Here is a 16,855-nt window from a genome sequence, read left to right as displayed (position 1 = left end):
GTGCTTGGTAGCTGATAATTTTTGTTTATTTGTACAAAGATAGTTTTATTGATGAATACGCATCTATCCATTTTAAGCGAAGTAAAAGCAGGGAATTATAAAGCTTTAGCAAGAGCGTTAACATTCGTCGAAAATAATATTGGTCCGGCCGATTCCATTTTAAAGGGGTTAGACAGTAAAGCCAATACAACTGTTCTGGGGATTACCGGCCCCCCGGGAGCAGGTAAAAGTACGCTTGTAAATGCGGTAACGAATTATTTTGCAGCGATTGGAAAATGTATTGCAATTTTGGCGATCGATCCTACTTCTCCGTTTAATTTTGGTTCTCTGCTAGGCGATCGTATCCGCATGTCCAACCAGTTTAACAATCCAAATGTATATATCCGGTCGTTGGCTACGAGAGGTGCGCTGGGTGGAATTTCTGCAAAAACCATCGAAATGGTTGATGTTTTAAAAGGCTCCAATTTTGACCTGATCATTGTTGAAACGGTTGGTGTTGGACAATCAGAAGTGGAAATTGCCGGACTTGCGGATAAAACTGTTGTTGTATTGGTGCCAGAATCGGGGGATGAAGTTCAGCACATAAAATCGGGTCTGATGGAAATTGCCGATTGTTTTGTGATCAATAAGGCTGATAGGGAAGGTGCCGATGTTTTTGCCAATAACCTGAAGAAAATTGTTCATCAGGGGACGAAAGCTATACCGATATTAAAAACAGTGGCAGATAAAAATACGGGTATTGATGAATTGTGCGCTTGGATAATCCAACCTCTTACTCCCGATCACAGCCGAAGGGTTTTTCTATTTGCGGAGAAAGCCTGGAAAATTATTCAGCATCAAAAAATGCAGCACATTGATAAAAAAAGGCTGCTTGAACGAATCCAGGCAGCCATTAAACTTGACAATTTTAATATTTACCGTTTTGCAGAAGAATTTGTGAATGAAAGCTAAGGGGTTGGCTTTTTTACTGGAAATTGCAAACCGATTTAACTGTTCATGATGTCTTCAATCTCTTCAGCAGCTAATGGGATATCGGCCATGAGGTCTACATTTCCATCCGGAGTAATGAGAATGTTGTTTTCTAAACGGATGCCCAGATTTTCTTCTGGTATATAAATACCCGGTTCTACAGTAAGGATATTGCCTGCTGCAAATGGTGTGTACCTTCCGGCAAAATCATGTACATCAATGCCTAAATGATGCGAGTTGCCATGCATAAAGTATTTTTTATAAGCTGGCCAAGCGGCCGTTTGGTTCTTTACATCTGATAAAGAAATAAGCCCAAGATTAACCAGCTGCTCAGTCATGATTTCGCCAACTTGTTCGTGGTAGGTATTCCATATGGTTCCTTCGCCAATTAATTTGATCGATTCTTTCATTACGTGCAATACGGCATTGTATACATCCTTTTGTCTTTGTGTAAACCTGCCATTAACAGGAATCGCTCTACTCATATCGGCATTGTAATTGGCATATTCGGCCCCAAAATCGAAAAGTATTACCTCCCCATCCTTACATTCCTGGTTATTATCATTGTAGTGCAGAATATTTGCATTATGGCCGGAAGCAATAATAGGTGTATAAGCGTGGCCTGTTGCCCCCTGGCGGATAAATTCGTGTATAATCTCTGCTTCAATTTCATATTCTTTAACGCCGGGCCTGGTGAATTTTAATACCCTGATAAAAGCATCGAGGGTTATTGCACATGCTTTTTTAGTTAGTTCAATCTCTATTTCAGATTTAACTGCGCGTAAATTTCGCATAATTGGTGCCGAACGTTCATAATGATGCAAGGGATATTTTGCTCTCATTTTCTCAATGAAACGCATATCCCGATAAGGGACTTCGTGGGCATATCGGTCGTTTTCATTTGTATTTAAATAAAGATGCTCTGCATAGTTCACAATGCTATGCAGGATATTGTCAAAATCCTCTAACCAGTATACGGACTGAATACCCGATGCTGCTTTAGCTTGTTCTTTGGTATACTTGTATCCTTCCCAAATTTTAATGAAATCGTTAGTCTGTCTTAAAAACAGGACTTCTCTGTACAGGGGATTAGGACAATCGGGAAATAATAGCAATATGGTTTGTTCCTGATCAATTCCCGATAAATAAAATAAATCTGGATTTTGCTTAAAAATAAAGTTCTGATCGCCACTTCTAGGAAATTCATCACTTGAATTGAATATAGCTAATGAGTTGTTTTTTAGGTGATTAGTAAATTTTTTTCTATTTAAAATAAATAATGACTGATCAATAGTAGGATATTTCATGAAAATGGTATTTTTATATGGAAGTGGCCAAAAGTAATAAAATGATTATTTACTGTGAAGTTTGGAACGGAGTTTGTATAAAAGTTTGAAAATTTAAAATTTTGTTTAATTTTGCGATTACTAAAAAATTAATCAATTAAATTGTTTAACCCTTAAAAAAGAAAAAAAAGATTATGAATTATTCTACTTTAAAGAAAAGTGTTGCGCTTTCTTTAGTGGCATTAACAGGAGTTGCTTCTCTTGCTGTCGCTCAGGATGCTCCTGCAACCTCTTCTGCTGTTAAGGTATTTGGCGGTAGAGGACAGTACAGAACTTGGTCTATTGGTGTACATGGTGGCGTTTTAATGCCAGTTGTAGCAATCGGCGGTTCAAACGACTTTAACAAATGGGATGCTAACTTAGGTTACGGTTTAAACATCCGTAAACAATTAGGTCACTCATTCGGTTTAGAATTAAATGGAACCCGTGGTAAACTTTCAGGTACTAACGAAGGTATTTCTAACCCAGCTGTAAAAGATTTCGAAACTCAATTACAATATGCTGTTGATTTACGTGGAGTTGTAAATGTTGGTTCTATCGATTTCTTACGTCGTGAAAACTCAGTAGGTTTCTTCGTAACAGCTGGTGCTGGTTATATGGCTTATGCTCCAAAAATTACTTTAGCTAATGGTTCAGTAATCGATTGGAAAGGTAAAGCTATTGGTCCTGCTGATGACAGACACGATGCTAAAGATTACGTAAAAGGTTTCTACATTCCAGTAGGTGCTGGTGTTAAATTCAAAGTTTCTGAGCGTGTTAACTTTAACTTAGGTTATACCATGAACTTTGTTGATGCTGATAACTTAGACGGAGTTTATGCAAAAGGTCAAACTAAAGATAAATTCTCTTACGGTTATGCTGGTTTAGAATTCTCTTTAGGTTCTTCTGCTAAACCAACTTTAGAATGGACTAACCCATTAGCTACTATGTACGATGAGTTAAAAGATCCAACTTTACGTCAAGAAGTTGAAGCATTGAAAAACCGTGTTTCTGCTGTTGAAAAATCTGTTGAAGATTTGAAAAAAGATTCTGATGGTGACGGTGTTGCTGATCAGTTCGATAAATGCCCAGGTACTCCTGCTGGTACTGCTGTTGATGGTTCAGGTTGTCCTCTTCCAAAAGCACCAGAGCCTACTGCTCCAACTAGCAATGTAACTGGTTTCGAAAAAATCGGTTTCGATTTCAACTCTTCAGTTTTAAAAACTGAGTCTTACCCTACTTTAGATAAATTATCTTCAGTGTTACGTGAAAACGGTGGTAAAGTAACTGTAAACGGTTACGCTTCAAGCGAAGGTACTGCTGCATATAACTTGAAATTATCTAAAGACAGAGCTAACTCTGTTAAAACTTACTTAGTAAACTCTGGCGTTAACGCTAGTCAAGTTGCTACTAAAGGTTATGGCGAAGCTAATCCAATTGCTTCTAACGATACTGAAGAAGGTCGTATCCAAAACCGTCGTGTTGAAACTGCTAGAAACTAGTATTTCAATATAAAAATTAAGAAAGTCCCGATGCAAATCGGGACTTTTTTTATGCCATTCAGTTTCGCCTGTTAAGCTTTTTCGCTAAGTTTGTATCATGTACTTCTTTAGAAAAAAGGATCCAAACAGGCCAAATAATATCAATATTAAAATTATGCATTTTATCAATGCATTGGCCATTTCAATTTTTCTGGCAGGTATCATCTATAAGCTTATCCAGTGGCTTGCCAAATAACCTCAAAATAGTATGAAACAAATTATCAATACCACTAATGCTCCAGCTCCAATTGGGCCATATAGCCAGGCTGTACAGGCCGGAAACTTTTTATTCGTATCAGGTCAGGTAGCCATTAATCCTGAAAACGGAGAATTGAATATTGGCAATATCGAAGAAGAAACACACCAGGTAATGCGTAATCTAAAAGCAGTTTTACTTGAGGCGGGTTTAACATTCGATAACGTAGTAAAGTCTACTATCTTCTTAAGTGATATGGGTACCTTTGCTCAGGTAAACGAGGTTTACGGGCAGTACTTTACTGCTGATTTTCCAGCTCGTGAAACGGTTCAGGTTTCTGTATTACCAAAAAATGTTAATCTAGAAATCTCTGTAATTGCCGTTATAGGCTAGTTTTGGCAGAAAATAAGCGTAAATATTTTATATCGGGCATTGTTCCATACATCATCTGGGGAACAATGTCGGTACCTTTGCGTAACATAAAAGATTTTCCGCCACACGAAATTTTATTTTACAGGATACTTGTTTCCATATTTGTAGTTTGGGGAATCATTTTTTTATTTAGAAAAGAAGCTTTAAAAAATGATCTGAATCTCTTCAAATCCTTAAGCTCCCGCAAGAAAACCAGACTCATGCTGCTTACTGTAGTATCGTCATTTCTAATTACAGGAAATTGGTTCACTTATATTTATGCTGTAAATAGTGTGAGTTTAAAGGCAGCAGCCTTTGCTTACATGGTGTGTCCGCTATTAACTGCACTCTGCGGATTTATCATTTTAAAAGAGCAATTAACCAAGGCAAAGGTTATTGCGCTGGTTGTTGCGTTTATAAGCATCATCCTTTTGGCAACAGGGTCTTTACATGAAGTAATATGGGCCATTATCGTTGCCTCTTTTTATGCCATATATGTTATTGTGCTAAAAATAATTAAAGGTGTAGATAAATTTAACCTTTTAGGCATTCAGCTAATTTTATCAGGGTTAATGATGCTGCCACTATATTTTTTCAATGCTGCGCCTTTTCCTATCCAAACCTCTTTTTGGTTGCATATATTTTTGATTGCCATTGTATTTACCATTATTCCACTTTTTTTAAATTCCTATGCCCTGATAGGAATGCCCTCTTCTGCCTTGGGTATTTTAATCTACCTCAATCCAATTGTTGCTTTTACCGTTGCATTTTTCTACTTTAAAGAGAAAATAGATCTGCACCAACTTTTTGCTTATTTGCTTTTGCTGCTATCGATCGTTATTTTTAATGCACAATTGCTAAAAAGTGTTGTTTACAAGAAACAGTAAATATTTTGTTTAATCCGGTTTTAGATACACCTGTTGAGTTTTTAAAAGGCGTTGGGCCAAGCCGTGCGGATGTGCTAAAAAAAGACCTTGGCATTTTTACCTATCAGGACCTGTTATCGCATTATCCCTTTCGTTACATCGACCGTACAAAATATTTTAAGATCAACCAGATCAATATCGATTCGCAATATATCCAGATTATTGGCCGGGTGATAGGAAAAAAGGTAATTGGCGATAAAAGGGCAAAACGCATTGTTGCTGTTTTTAAAGATGAAACCGGAATTATGGAATTGGTATGGTTCCAGAGTTTACGATGGGTTGAAGATCATATTACCGTAGGGGCTGCTTATGTGGCTTTTGGTAAACCAACTTTTTTTAACGGGACCTTTAGCATTTCGCACCCCGAGATGGAGCTGTACCAGAACCGGCAGGTTGGAAGGGGAAATTTAACATTACAACCTGTTTATAACTCTACAGAAAAATTAAAAAAGTTTAACCTCGACTCTAAAGGCCTGCAGCGTTTAATTGCCGGATTGCTTGACCAGGTGATACAGCAGGTGCCGGAAAATTTACCTGCCTATATTATTGATAAATACCAGCTTCCCGATAAAAGGATAGCACTGCTTAATGTACATTTTCCAAAGAACCAAAAAGATTTAAATGCTGCCGAAAGACGTTTAAAATTCGAAGAACTGTTTTTTATTCAGCTTCAGCTGTTGCATAACAAACAGCTTAGGCAATTGAAATTTAAAGGCGTAACCTTTGATAAAGTGGGCGAGAAAGTGAACCGTTTCTACAATGAATTTTTACCCTTCGAACTCACCAATGCTCAAAAGCGTGTAGTAAAGGAAATCAGGCTCGATACCCAACGCGGTGTACAGATGAACAGGCTTGTTCAGGGTGATGTTGGCAGCGGAAAAACAGCTGTGGCACTAATGAGCATGCTTTTGGCGAATGATAACGGCTATCAAGCTTGTATGATGGCCCCTACGGAGATTTTAGCGCGACAGCACTACGCATCGATAACCGGCTTGGTAAGTGATGACCTGGTCAGAGTTGCCATCTTAACGGGCAATACCAAAAAGAAAGAACGAACTATTTTACATGAACAGCTTGAAAATGGCGAAATTGATATATTAATTGGGACCCATGCGCTGATCGAAGACAAAGTTCAGTTTAAAAACCTGGGTTTGGTGGTTATTGATGAACAACACCGTTTTGGTGTGGAACAGCGCGCCAAGCTCTGGCGTAAAAATGTTATTCCACCACATATTTTGGTCATGACAGCAACTCCGATTCCGAGAACCCTTGCGATGACCCTTTATGGTGATTTGGATGTCTCGATCATTGATGAACTGCCCGCAGGAAGAAAACCTATTGAAACCAGGCATCTTTTTGAAGGACAAAGGCTTCGGATGTTCGGTTTTATGAAACAGGAGATTGCCAAAGGGCGTCAGGTGTATATCGTTTATCCCTTGATTAAGGAAAGTGAAAAACTTGATCTTTTACATCTTGAGGCAGGAATAGAACAATTGAGTTATCATTTCCCACGCCCCAATTACCAGATCAGTATTGTTCATGGCCAGATGGCTAATATAGATAAACAGTTCGAGATGGAGCAGTTTATAGCGGGTAAAAGCCAGATTATGGTAGCCACTACAGTAATCGAGGTTGGGGTTAATGTGCCTAATGCATCAGTAATGGTAATCGAAAATGCCGAGCGGTTTGGACTTTCGCAACTCCATCAGCTGCGGGGCAGGGTTGGGCGGGGTGCCGAACAGTCTTTTTGTATTTTAATGAGCAGTAACAGGCTGAGCAAAGAAGGAAAAGTTCGTTTAGAAACCATGGTAAGAACGAACAATGGTTTCGAAATTTCTGAGATTGATTTGCAGCTTCGTGGCCCCGGCGATATTACCGGAACACAGCAAAGCGGCGTTTTAGATTTAAAGCTTGCCGATCTGGCCAAAGATCAGATTATTTTATCTGAAGCACGGAATACGGTTATTGAACTTTTCGCGGAAGATCCTCAATTGGAAAAAATCGAGCATGCAGCGTTAAAAGCATACCTTCAGAAATTAAATAGGGGGATTTCTTTCGATAAGATAAGTTAACGCATTAACAGCAGGTTTTTTTGCTTATTTACAATAATATTTAACGCTGTATTATTTGTTTTACTTCCTGTCGTTTTGTAATGGATTTTTTACGATTCAGCCCCTTATAATTATTATTATACCCCCTTTTTTACATGTCTAATATCCCTATCTTGCGTATAACCAATTATGAACCTTTTCAGTAAACAAGCTTAAATCAGCACGTACCTGTTCGGTAGTTTTATTAACCATAATTAGTTTATGTATCAGATAAGGGGATTCATAATGGTTAACCATGATTTATTGACCAATTTATCCAAACTAATCGTTTCCCGTAAGGGATAAAGTTAGTGGCTGGCTCAATAAATCAATATTACTAATGCAACTACTGACCGTTCATGGTAATTCATGAATACTAAATTGTATTACAATCAATATCTAACCATAATAATTTGAAAAACTATGAAAAAAAATCTATTGAGGACTTTTGCCAGAAGTAGCATGTTTCTTGTTTGCGGTGGTTGTCTCGTTTTTTCTCCGCTTGCCGGCATGTCTGCCAAAGCATCATTTCATGAAAAGGAACCTTTTGATTTTTACAAACTTCCTCTACAGGATATTATTGTGAAGGGGAAAGTTACAGATGCCAAAGGTCCGATTCCTGGTGTAAGTGTGAAGTTGAAAGGAGGCACAGCGGCTACAGTAACCGATGGCTCCGGAAATTTTAGCATTAAAGTACCTGAAGATGCAACGCTGGTATTTACCTATGTGGGGTATGTAGATCAGGAGATACAGGTAAAAAATCAAACAAATATTAATGTCCGCCTGACCGAAACTAACCAAAACCTTTCAGAAGTTGTGGTAGTGGGTTATGGCACACAGAAGAAAGCAGTTGTATCAGGTGCGGTTGCTTCAGTTAAAGGTACAGAACTTGCTAAATCATCATCCGTAAACTTAACCAACTCTTTAGCCGGTCGTTTACCGGGTGTAACGGCCTTGCAAAGCAGTGGGGAACCGGGTTATGATGGCTCTACCATCAGGATCCGTGGTACAAATTCACTTGGAAACAACAATGCATTAATTGTAATCGATGGTATTCCCAACCGTGCTGGCGGTATTGAAAGGCTAAATCCAAACGATATTGAAAGTGTGTCGGTTTTAAAGGATGCTTCTGCCGCCATTTATGGTTCGCAGGCGGCCAACGGGGTAATTTTAATTACCACCAGATTAGGTAAATCAGGTAAGCCTCAGTTTTCTTACGATTTTAGTTATGGTTTACAACAGCCTACACGCATACCTAAAATGTCTAATTCGGTACAATATGCCGAGATTCTGAATGAACTGAACATTTTTGGATCCGATCTTAATCCTAACGAGTGGGCGGCAGCATGGAACAGTTTTAAAGCAACAGGAGCTTATACTTCTACCACTGGAAAAACAATTAATGCTGCTTATAAAGCTGATGAAATCAGGAAGTTTGGCGATGGATCAGATCCGCTTAGGTATCCTAATACCGATTGGTTTAAAACTACTTTCCAAAATTGGTCTCCACAACAAAGGCACAATGTTCAGATCAATGGGGGCAGTGAAAACGTGAAGTACCTCGTTTCGCTGGGTTATCTTGATCAGGACGGATATTATAAAAATTCTGCCACCGGGTATAAACAGTACGATATGCGGTTTAACCTCGAAGCAAAGCTGAGTAAATATATTACCACTACTTTGGGCGTATCGGCAAGGGAAGAAGACCGTAATTTCCCTACCGTTAGTGCGGGCGATATATTCAGGTTTCTGATGAGAGGGCGCCCTAATGAAATCGCAATATGGCCCGATGGCAAGCCGGGAAGGGATATTGAATATGGTTATAACCCGGTAGTATCTACAACTGATTTAACCGGGTACAATAAAGATGTGCGGGATTACTTTCAAACCACCGGTAAGGTAGAAATCAAAATCCCGGGTGTTGAAGGATTAAAAGTAACAGGAACTGCTGCGATAGATAAATACTCCGGCAGGCAGAAAAATTGGCAATTACCCTGGACACTTTACGATTGGGATAAAAAAACCTTCCAGGCTGATGGTGTAACGCCTGTTTTAACGGGTACGGTAAGGTCGCAATATACCGATCCAAGGCTGAGGGAAACCGCTGGCGGACAATTGGCCATCAACTTAACCGGAATGATCAATTATGACAAGAAAATCGGCAACCATAATATTGGTTTAATGGCTGGTGTAACCCGTGAAACAGTTGATAACGATGGTTTTACGGCTTTCAGAAGATACTTTATTTCTCAGTCTGTTCAGGAATTACTGGCTGGTGATGAACGCGAACAATCATTAGGTAATAATCCGGGTGATCCGAACAACTTATTTAAGCGGGCTCGTTTAAGTTATTTTGGAAGGGCAGGATATAACTATAAAGAAAAATACCTTGCCGAATTTTTGTGGCGGGTAGATGGTTCTTATATCTTTCCAACCAACAGGCGTTTTGGATTCTTCCCAGGGGTATCGGTGGGCTGGCGCTTATCTGAAGAACCGTTTTTCAAAGAAAATGTTAAGTTCGTAAACAATTTAAAACTGAGGGCATCGTATGGCCAGATGGGTGCTGAAGCCTATTTTGGAGATGCATTGCAAGAATATCAGTACCTCAGCTTAATGAATTTTGGAACGTATACCTTTAATGATCTCGTTACTAAAACGTTAACAGAAGGAAAAGTGCCTAATTTCAACTTTGGATGGGAAGTGGCCAATAATACGAACGTAGGTTTGGATGCATCGTTCCTCAATAACAAACTATCACTTGAATTTGATTATTTCTATAATAAACGTACTAATATTCTGATCAGCAGGGGGAGTTCGGTACCTGAAAGCTCGGGTATTACTGACCGTTTGCCACCTGTTAACTTAGGGAAGGTAAACAATAAAGGTTTCGAATTTAAATTAAGCTATAACGACCAGGTTGGCGAATTAAATTATGGTGTAAGTGTAAATGGTGGTTATGCGAAAAATAAAATTATTTTTTGGGATGAAACCCCTGGTGCACCTGAATGGCAACGCTCAACCGGACGTGTAACCAATTCGTGGTTGGTATACGAATATGATGGTGTTTTTAAAGATCAGGCAGAAATTAGTGCCAATACTTTAAATTATGGAGCGCTAACAAACAATTTACGCCCTGGTGATATGAAGTTTAAGGATATTAACGGCGATGGCAAAATCAATGCAGACGATAAGGTACGTTTGGATAAAAACGGTACGCCAACCTTTACCGGAGGAGTTAACTTAAACCTGCAATATAAAGGTTTCGATTTATCTGTTCTGATTCAGGGTGCAACCGGCGGGATGCAGATTGTAGGTATAACAGAATCGGGCGATATTGGTAATTTCCTGGAGTGGTCGTATAAGAACCGTTGGAGCATTGATAACCCAAGTTCAGTAAATCCACGTTTATCTAATCGCGGGGCTACTTATTACACCGACGGCAACAATGCCTTAAACAATACCTATTGGTTGCGGAGCAATAATTACATCAGACTTAAAAACGTAGAGTTAGGCTATACCTTACCAAATACCCTGGTAGAAAAAGTGGGGCTGAACAGTGTAAGGGTTTATGCAAACGGATTAAACCTGTTTACGCTGGATAAAATCAAGATATGGGATCCCGAATCAACCAATTCGAGCGGCCAGTATTATCCGCAGGCCAGGGTAATCAACTTTGGTATTAAAGCCGCTTTTTAAAATGTAATCAAGTTTAACCGTTACAATCAAGAATATGAAAGCAATAAATAAAAATATAAAATTCTATATATTAATTTTCACTACCATTTTTGCAGTATCCTGTAAAAAAGATTTTTTAAATGTAGAATCGCCTAGTCAGGTGCCAGCAGAATCGGTATGGAAAGATCCGGCAACTGCACAGGCCTTCGTTAATGATATTTATAACGGGTTGGGTAATGGTGGTTTCTCTGAGGAAATGCTGGCTTCCGTTTCGGATGAAGCCCTGTTTACACACCCAACGCGTGGTATCGACCTGGTTAATAATGCCACCATCAACCCATCTACATTGGGTTGGGTAAATGATACCTGGGCATATAAACAGATGTATAACCGCATCAGGGCCTGTAATATTACCATCGAAAGAATAACCACTGGCGATAATGGTTTGAGCAGCCAATCGTTAAAAGATCAGTTGTTAGGTGAAGCTTATTTTTTAAGGGCTTACTTTTATCAGCAATTACTGCGTTATTACGGCGCTGTACCTCTTATTACAAAAGTTTATGTGCTGGATGATAACTATAACGTAAAAAGAAATACTTACGAAGAGTGTGTAAATTTTATCGTTAAAGATTGCGATGAAGCCAACAGGTTGTTAACCGGTAAAACACTCGATAAAGGACGAACTACAGCTACTGCCGCATTGGCCCTAAAATCAAGAGTGTTGATTTACGCTGCAAGCGACTTGCATGACAGGGCAAAGCTTACGGCTAAAATTACTGGTATTGCTGCTCAAAAATTAGATTTTCTAAGTTATGCCAGTGGAAACCAGCTTGACCGTTACCGTTTAGCACAAGCTGCTGCAGATGCGGTGATGAAACTGGGTACAGGTTATAAATTAAACCTTACCGCCCCGGTTTCTGCTACCGATGGTCAGACAAACTATAAAAGCATTGCCATGGGCGGAGCAAGTAAAGCACCTGGCATAGATGCTACAGCAGCATCAGAGCTTATTTTTGCCCGATATTTTATTATCCAGAACAACATTAAACATGCGCAGCAGAATGGCCCTAATGGTTACCATAACTGGGCCGGCAATACGCCTATAGGTTTATTGGTCGATGATTATGAGATGAAAGACGGCAGTAAATTTAGCTGGGCAAATGCGGCGCAGAAAGCGAATCCTTATCAGAATAGAGACCCTCGTTTTTATGCGACCATTTTATACGATGGCGCAGGTTGGAAACCACGCGATAAAGCTTCAGGAAACGTTGATCCGGCAAACCAGATCCAGACCGGTATTTATGATTTAATTGATAATGGCAGCAGAATTGATTTTAAAGGCTTAGATACCCGCGGAAGCTCGATTGAAAACTGGAACGGCAGCTGGACAGGCTATTATTATCATAAATTTATCGATCCGGATCCAACCATTGTAGATGCTTCTATGTCGCAGAATATACCATGGCCTTTCTTCAGGTATACCGAGGCAGTATTTAACTTCATTGAAGCCAGTATCGAGCTTGGTGAGTTAAGTAAAGCAACGGAGTGGTTAAACAAAATCCGTTTCAGGGCAGGTATGCCAGCGGTTACCGCAACAGACCAGGATGGACTTAGACAGGTTTACCGCCACGAGCGCCGTATAGAAATGGCTTACGAAGAACAACGTTATCATGATACCCGCAGGTGGTTAATCGCAAATGAAACACTGGGTAGAAAAGTTACTTATATCAAAGTTACCGGTAAATTTAAAGCTGGTAAAACCATGTCGGCCCCTTACCATTACGATCCTACCGTTTACGATTATACCTACAGCCCGGTAGAGGAAAATGCACAGGAGAACAGGAGTTGGAATGATAAACTTTATTTCAGGCCATTTAGCCGCGATGAAGTAAATAAAAATAATTTACTTGAACAGAATCCGGGTTACTAGACTGACCCTATTGGATAACCCGATGGATCAAACGATTCATCGGGTTTTTTATGCTACAAAAATCTGAAACTACAGACAGGCATTTTTACTTTTTAAAGGGAAGGACCGATATTAAACGTTTCTATATTCCTGTATTTAATTTTCAAAGCTTAGTTTTGCAGATAAATTTTTTTCTGTGGCAGATTCAGATCCCCAACCCGTTATTGTAAAACCAGATCCCTTTGCAGCATTGCGCTATAAAGAGTTCAGATCTTTCCTCGGTATGCGGTTCTTTTTTACACTCGCATACCAAATGCAGGCTGTTGTTATTGGCTATCACATCTACGATTTAACACACGATCCGTTAAAACTGGGCTTGGTAGGTCTCTGTGAAGCGATACCTGCTATCGGAATTGCGTTATACGGCGGTTACATTGCTGATAAAAGTGAAAAGCGCAGTTTGCTTGTTAAAATTTTTTCGGGGGTTTGGTTGGCATCTGTTTTAATGCTCATCATAACCAGTAAATACCTTCATCTTAAAGAAGATCTTCTGGTACTTATTATGTACGGTTTGGTGTTCTGCATCGGGATTGCCAGGGGCTTTTTTGGGCCGGCAACCTTCTCTTTGATGGCGAAAATCGTACCTAAAGAACTGTATCCAAATTCGAGTACATGGAACAGCAGCAGCTGGCAATTGGCAACAATTATCGGCCCCATTGCAGGTGGTTTTGTAAACTGGTTATGGGGTATTACGGCCGCTTATGGTTTTATTGTAGTGCTGATTTCGATTTCTTTGATCTGTATTTTTACACTTAAAAAACATCCGTCAATTTACGTTCCGAAAGAAAATATATTTCACAGTTTAAAAGAAGGTATCCAGTTTGTATTCAAAACAAAAATGATGGTTTGGGCCATGAGCTTAGATCTGTTCTCTGTATTTTTTGGCGGGGCTGTGGCACTGTTGCCCATGTTCGCCAAAGATGTTTTTCACCTTGGCTCCTATGGTTTGGGCATGATGCGTGGAGCAGCTTCTTTAGGTGCAGTAATTACCATGTTGGCCATGACCCGCTTTTCGCCGATGGGAAGGCCCTGGAGAAATTTGCTGATTGCCGTAACCGGTTTTGGCCTAAGTATCATCTGTTATGGTTTATCTAAAAACTTCTATTTAACCTTGTTTTTCTTATTCCTCGAAGGATCATTCGATAGCGTTAGCGTAATTATCCGCCAAACCATTATGCAATTGCTTACACCCGATAATATGCGTGGCAGGGTTTCGGCAGTAAACAGTATGTTTATCGGCTCATCTAACGAAATCGGCGAATTCGAATCTGGACTTTCAGCCAGGCTGTTAACGCTGGTACCGGCTGTCGTTTTTGGAGGCAGTATGACCATTGGGATCGCTTTCTTTACCTGGTTAAAAACTAAACCGCTTACCAAATTAAGTTTAGAAGACATTAACAAGCAGACCACGAAGGTCGCTTAATTTACCGAAGTTGTTATGCCATCCATCATGTAAATGCCAATATTATAATTTTCTTTATAGATAGGAAGGCAATGGCCTACAAGGTTTGGCGCTAGTCCTGCCTTTCCTCCAAGCTTTTTGGCAGCCGTGGTTGTGCCCGCAGGATAGGGGCTGCAAAATTATTCCGTGCAGTCAGGTTTTTTTAGTAAAGGTTTTGCTGCTATTTGCGGTTGCCAGGCAAGGCGTTCAAAGCTGATTCAAAATTATTTTAGATTAATTGTTGTGCTAAAAACGCACAAGGTAAGTGGAGGTACTGACCTTGGCGACGGGAACACTGCCCTTGCATATAAATTTCAAAACATTTTAAAACTTCTTGTTCTTGCCCCAGATGAGGTATATAATTGAGCCTATAAACGGGGCAAAAAGGATAATGATAAACCAGAGTACTTTTACCGTGAAGGCCATACTGCTATTCCTGGATATGTGATATAATGCGGTTAATATCAGAGCCAACCACAATATGGCTGCAATAATAATAATTATGGCGATCCGGTTGCTTTCTACTTGTGCTAGTAACATGGTAAATATCTTTTGTTCCTAAGCTTCAACAACTCTTTCGCCAATTTGTTGGCGCCACATCGCCTGATAAAGGCCATTTTGTGCAATCAGCTCCTCATGTTTACCCTGCTCGATGATATGCCCTTTCTCTAACACATAAATTTTATCTGCATGTTTGATGGTCGACAGGCGGTGCGCAATCAAAATTGTGATGTGATCGGTCAAATCTGAAACCGAACGGATTGTTTTGGTAATTTCTTCTTCAGTGATCGAATCGAGCGAAGAAGTAGCCTCATCAAATACCAGGATATCAGGCTGACGTAACAATGCCCTTGCTATCGACAGGCGCTGTTTTTCACCGCCTGAAACCTTCACGCCACCTTCTCCGATAATTGAATCTAACCCCTTATCTGCCCGTGCCAATAAGGTCTGACAGGCCGCCTGATTTAACACTTTGTAACAGTCATCGTCGGTTGCGCTTGGATTAACAAATAACAGGTTTTCGCGTATGGTACCCGAAAACAGCTGTGTATCCTGCGTTACGAAACCAATTTTTTCGCGTAAGGCATCCAGGTCTATGTCATTGCTCGAAATACCGTTATATAAAATTTCACCTTCTTTAGGCTGGTATAAACCCACCAGTAATTTCACCAAAGTAGTTTTACCTGATCCTGATGGACCAACAAAAGCAATGGTCTGTCCGTTTTGGGTTTTAAACGAAATGTTCTCTAAAGCATTCCTGTTTGCGGTAAGGTGTTTAAAGCCAACAGCGCTAAAGGTAAGGTCTTTAATTTTGGCGATAGATGTCGGGTTCACCGGCTTTTTATCAACAGGTGTGCTTAAGATCTTTTTGAAGTTACCTAACGAAACTTCAGCCTCACGCCAGGTTAGAATTACATTACCCAATTCCTGTAGCGGCCCGAAAAGGAAGAATGAATAAAAAAGGAACGAGAAATATTGTCCTGCAGAAATCGTATTGTCGAAAATAAGCAGCAATAAAACCAATACCATGGTACTGCGCACCAGGTTTACCGTAGTACCCTGAACGAAACTCATACTGCGTACATATTTCACCTTTTTAAGCTCCAACCCCAGGATCTTATATGTCGTTTTGTTCAATCTTTCGATTTCCTGATCGGCAAGCCCCAAGCTTTTAACCAGCTCTATATTTCTTAACGATTCGGTAGTTGAACCTGCAAGGGCCGTAGTTTCGCCAACAATAGAGCGTTGTATAATTTTGATCTTACGGCTCAAAAACCAGCTTACGAAACTGATGATCGGAATGGCAGAAAAATAAACCAAAGTAACTTTATAACTTACCGAGACAGAATATACGATCACGAAGATCATACCGATCAAGCTTACAAAAAGAATGCTGATAAAAGCTGTAATAAACTTCTCCGAATCTAAGCGTACCTTTTGTAAAATGCCCAAAGTTTCGCCACTACGCTGATCTTCGAAAACCTGGTATGGCAATTTTAGCGAATGCTGTAATCCGTCAGCATACATTTTTGCCCCAACCTTTTGAACGATTACGCTGGTGAAATAATCCTGAAAATTCTTGGCAATACGCGAAACCATCGCAGCGCCGATAGCCAGGCCTATTAAACCTAATGATCCCCAAAGATATTGGTTATAAGTTAAAGTATCTTTTTTATTGATAAAACGGTCTAAAATCCGCCCGGTGATATATGGATCTAAAAGTGAAAAGCCGATATTTATACCTGCAAGCAATAGCGCTAAAACCACAATCCACTTGTGTTGTTTCAGGTAGTTAAGTAATAATCCCATTA

General features: G+C 39.8%; 12 protein-coding genes. 9 read left to right on the top strand and 3 right to left on the bottom strand.

Annotated features, from left to right (window positions below):
* The first annotated feature begins 51 nt into the window (after positions 1-51).
* Positions 52-951 (top strand): methylmalonyl Co-A mutase-associated GTPase MeaB, encoded by a 900-nt coding sequence (gene meaB, locus GGQ60_RS15390; protein ID WP_183766052.1) that lies wholly within the window; start codon positions 52-54, stop codon positions 949-951.
* Positions 952-986: 35 nt separating this feature from the next.
* Here the strand turns inward: meaB and GGQ60_RS15385 are convergent, their stop codons facing one another.
* Positions 987-2,276 carry an aminopeptidase P family protein gene (locus GGQ60_RS15385; protein WP_183766050.1) on the bottom strand — a complete coding sequence of 430 codons (1,290 nt, stop codon included), beginning with the start codon at positions 2,274-2,276 and terminating at the stop codon, positions 987-989.
* A gap of 173 nt (positions 2,277-2,449) precedes the next feature.
* On the opposite strand from GGQ60_RS15385, the gene GGQ60_RS15380 reads away from it, so the two are divergent.
* The 8 genes from GGQ60_RS15380 to GGQ60_RS15350 all read left to right on the top strand — a co-directional run bounded on the left by GGQ60_RS15380 (position 2,450) and on the right by GGQ60_RS15350 (position 14,525).
* Positions 2,450-3,796, top strand: coding sequence for an OmpA family protein (locus tag GGQ60_RS15380; RefSeq protein ID WP_183766048.1), 1,347 nt, complete (start codon positions 2,450-2,452; stop codon positions 3,794-3,796).
* A 97-nt stretch (positions 3,797-3,893) separates the two neighbouring features.
* Positions 3,894-4,031, top strand: coding sequence for a DUF6728 family protein (locus GGQ60_RS23115; RefSeq protein WP_308421194.1), 138 nt, complete (start codon positions 3,894-3,896; stop codon positions 4,029-4,031).
* Between the two features lie 12 nt (positions 4,032-4,043).
* The gene (locus GGQ60_RS15375) at positions 4,044-4,424 is read left to right on the top strand and encodes a RidA family protein (protein ID WP_183766046.1); all 381 of its coding nucleotides are present in this window, start codon (positions 4,044-4,046) and stop codon (positions 4,422-4,424) included.
* 2 nt (positions 4,425-4,426) lie between these two features.
* Positions 4,427-5,329 (top strand): EamA family transporter, encoded by a 903-nt coding sequence (locus tag GGQ60_RS15370; RefSeq protein WP_183766044.1) that lies wholly within the window; start codon positions 4,427-4,429, stop codon positions 5,327-5,329.
* Between the two features lie 5 nt (positions 5,330-5,334).
* Entirely contained in the window at positions 5,335-7,440 is a 2,106-nt protein-coding gene (recG, locus tag GGQ60_RS15365; RefSeq protein WP_183766042.1) for an ATP-dependent DNA helicase RecG, read from the top strand.
* A gap of 441 nt (positions 7,441-7,881) precedes the next feature.
* Positions 7,882-11,154 carry a SusC/RagA family TonB-linked outer membrane protein gene (locus GGQ60_RS15360; protein WP_229685131.1) on the top strand — a complete coding sequence of 1,091 codons (3,273 nt, stop codon included), beginning with the start codon at positions 7,882-7,884 and terminating at the stop codon, positions 11,152-11,154.
* Between the two features lie 34 nt (positions 11,155-11,188).
* Positions 11,189-13,063, top strand: coding sequence for a RagB/SusD family nutrient uptake outer membrane protein (locus tag GGQ60_RS15355; protein ID WP_183766040.1), 1,875 nt, complete (start codon positions 11,189-11,191; stop codon positions 13,061-13,063).
* Between the two features lie 175 nt (positions 13,064-13,238).
* Positions 13,239-14,525: an MFS transporter gene (locus GGQ60_RS15350; RefSeq protein ID WP_183766038.1), complete on the top strand. Its 1,287-nt coding sequence runs from the start codon at positions 13,239-13,241 to the stop codon at positions 14,523-14,525.
* Positions 14,526-14,867: 342 nt separating this feature from the next.
* On the opposite strand, the gene GGQ60_RS15345 is transcribed toward GGQ60_RS15350, so the two are convergent.
* Entirely contained in the window at positions 14,868-15,083 is a 216-nt protein-coding gene (locus tag GGQ60_RS15345; RefSeq protein ID WP_183766036.1) for a PLDc N-terminal domain-containing protein, read from the bottom strand.
* A gap of 18 nt (positions 15,084-15,101) precedes the next feature.
* On the bottom strand, positions 15,102-16,853 hold the full coding sequence (locus tag GGQ60_RS15340; protein WP_183766034.1) for an ABC transporter ATP-binding protein: 1,752 nt from the start codon (positions 16,851-16,853) through the stop codon (positions 15,102-15,104).
* Between the last annotated feature and the right edge of the window lie 2 nt (positions 16,854-16,855).

The organism is Pedobacter zeae, from assembly GCF_014196715.1.
Taxonomy (GTDB): Bacteria; Bacteroidota; Bacteroidia; order Sphingobacteriales; family Sphingobacteriaceae; genus Pedobacter; species Pedobacter zeae.
This window is presented reverse-complemented; position numbering and strand designations above follow the sequence as displayed.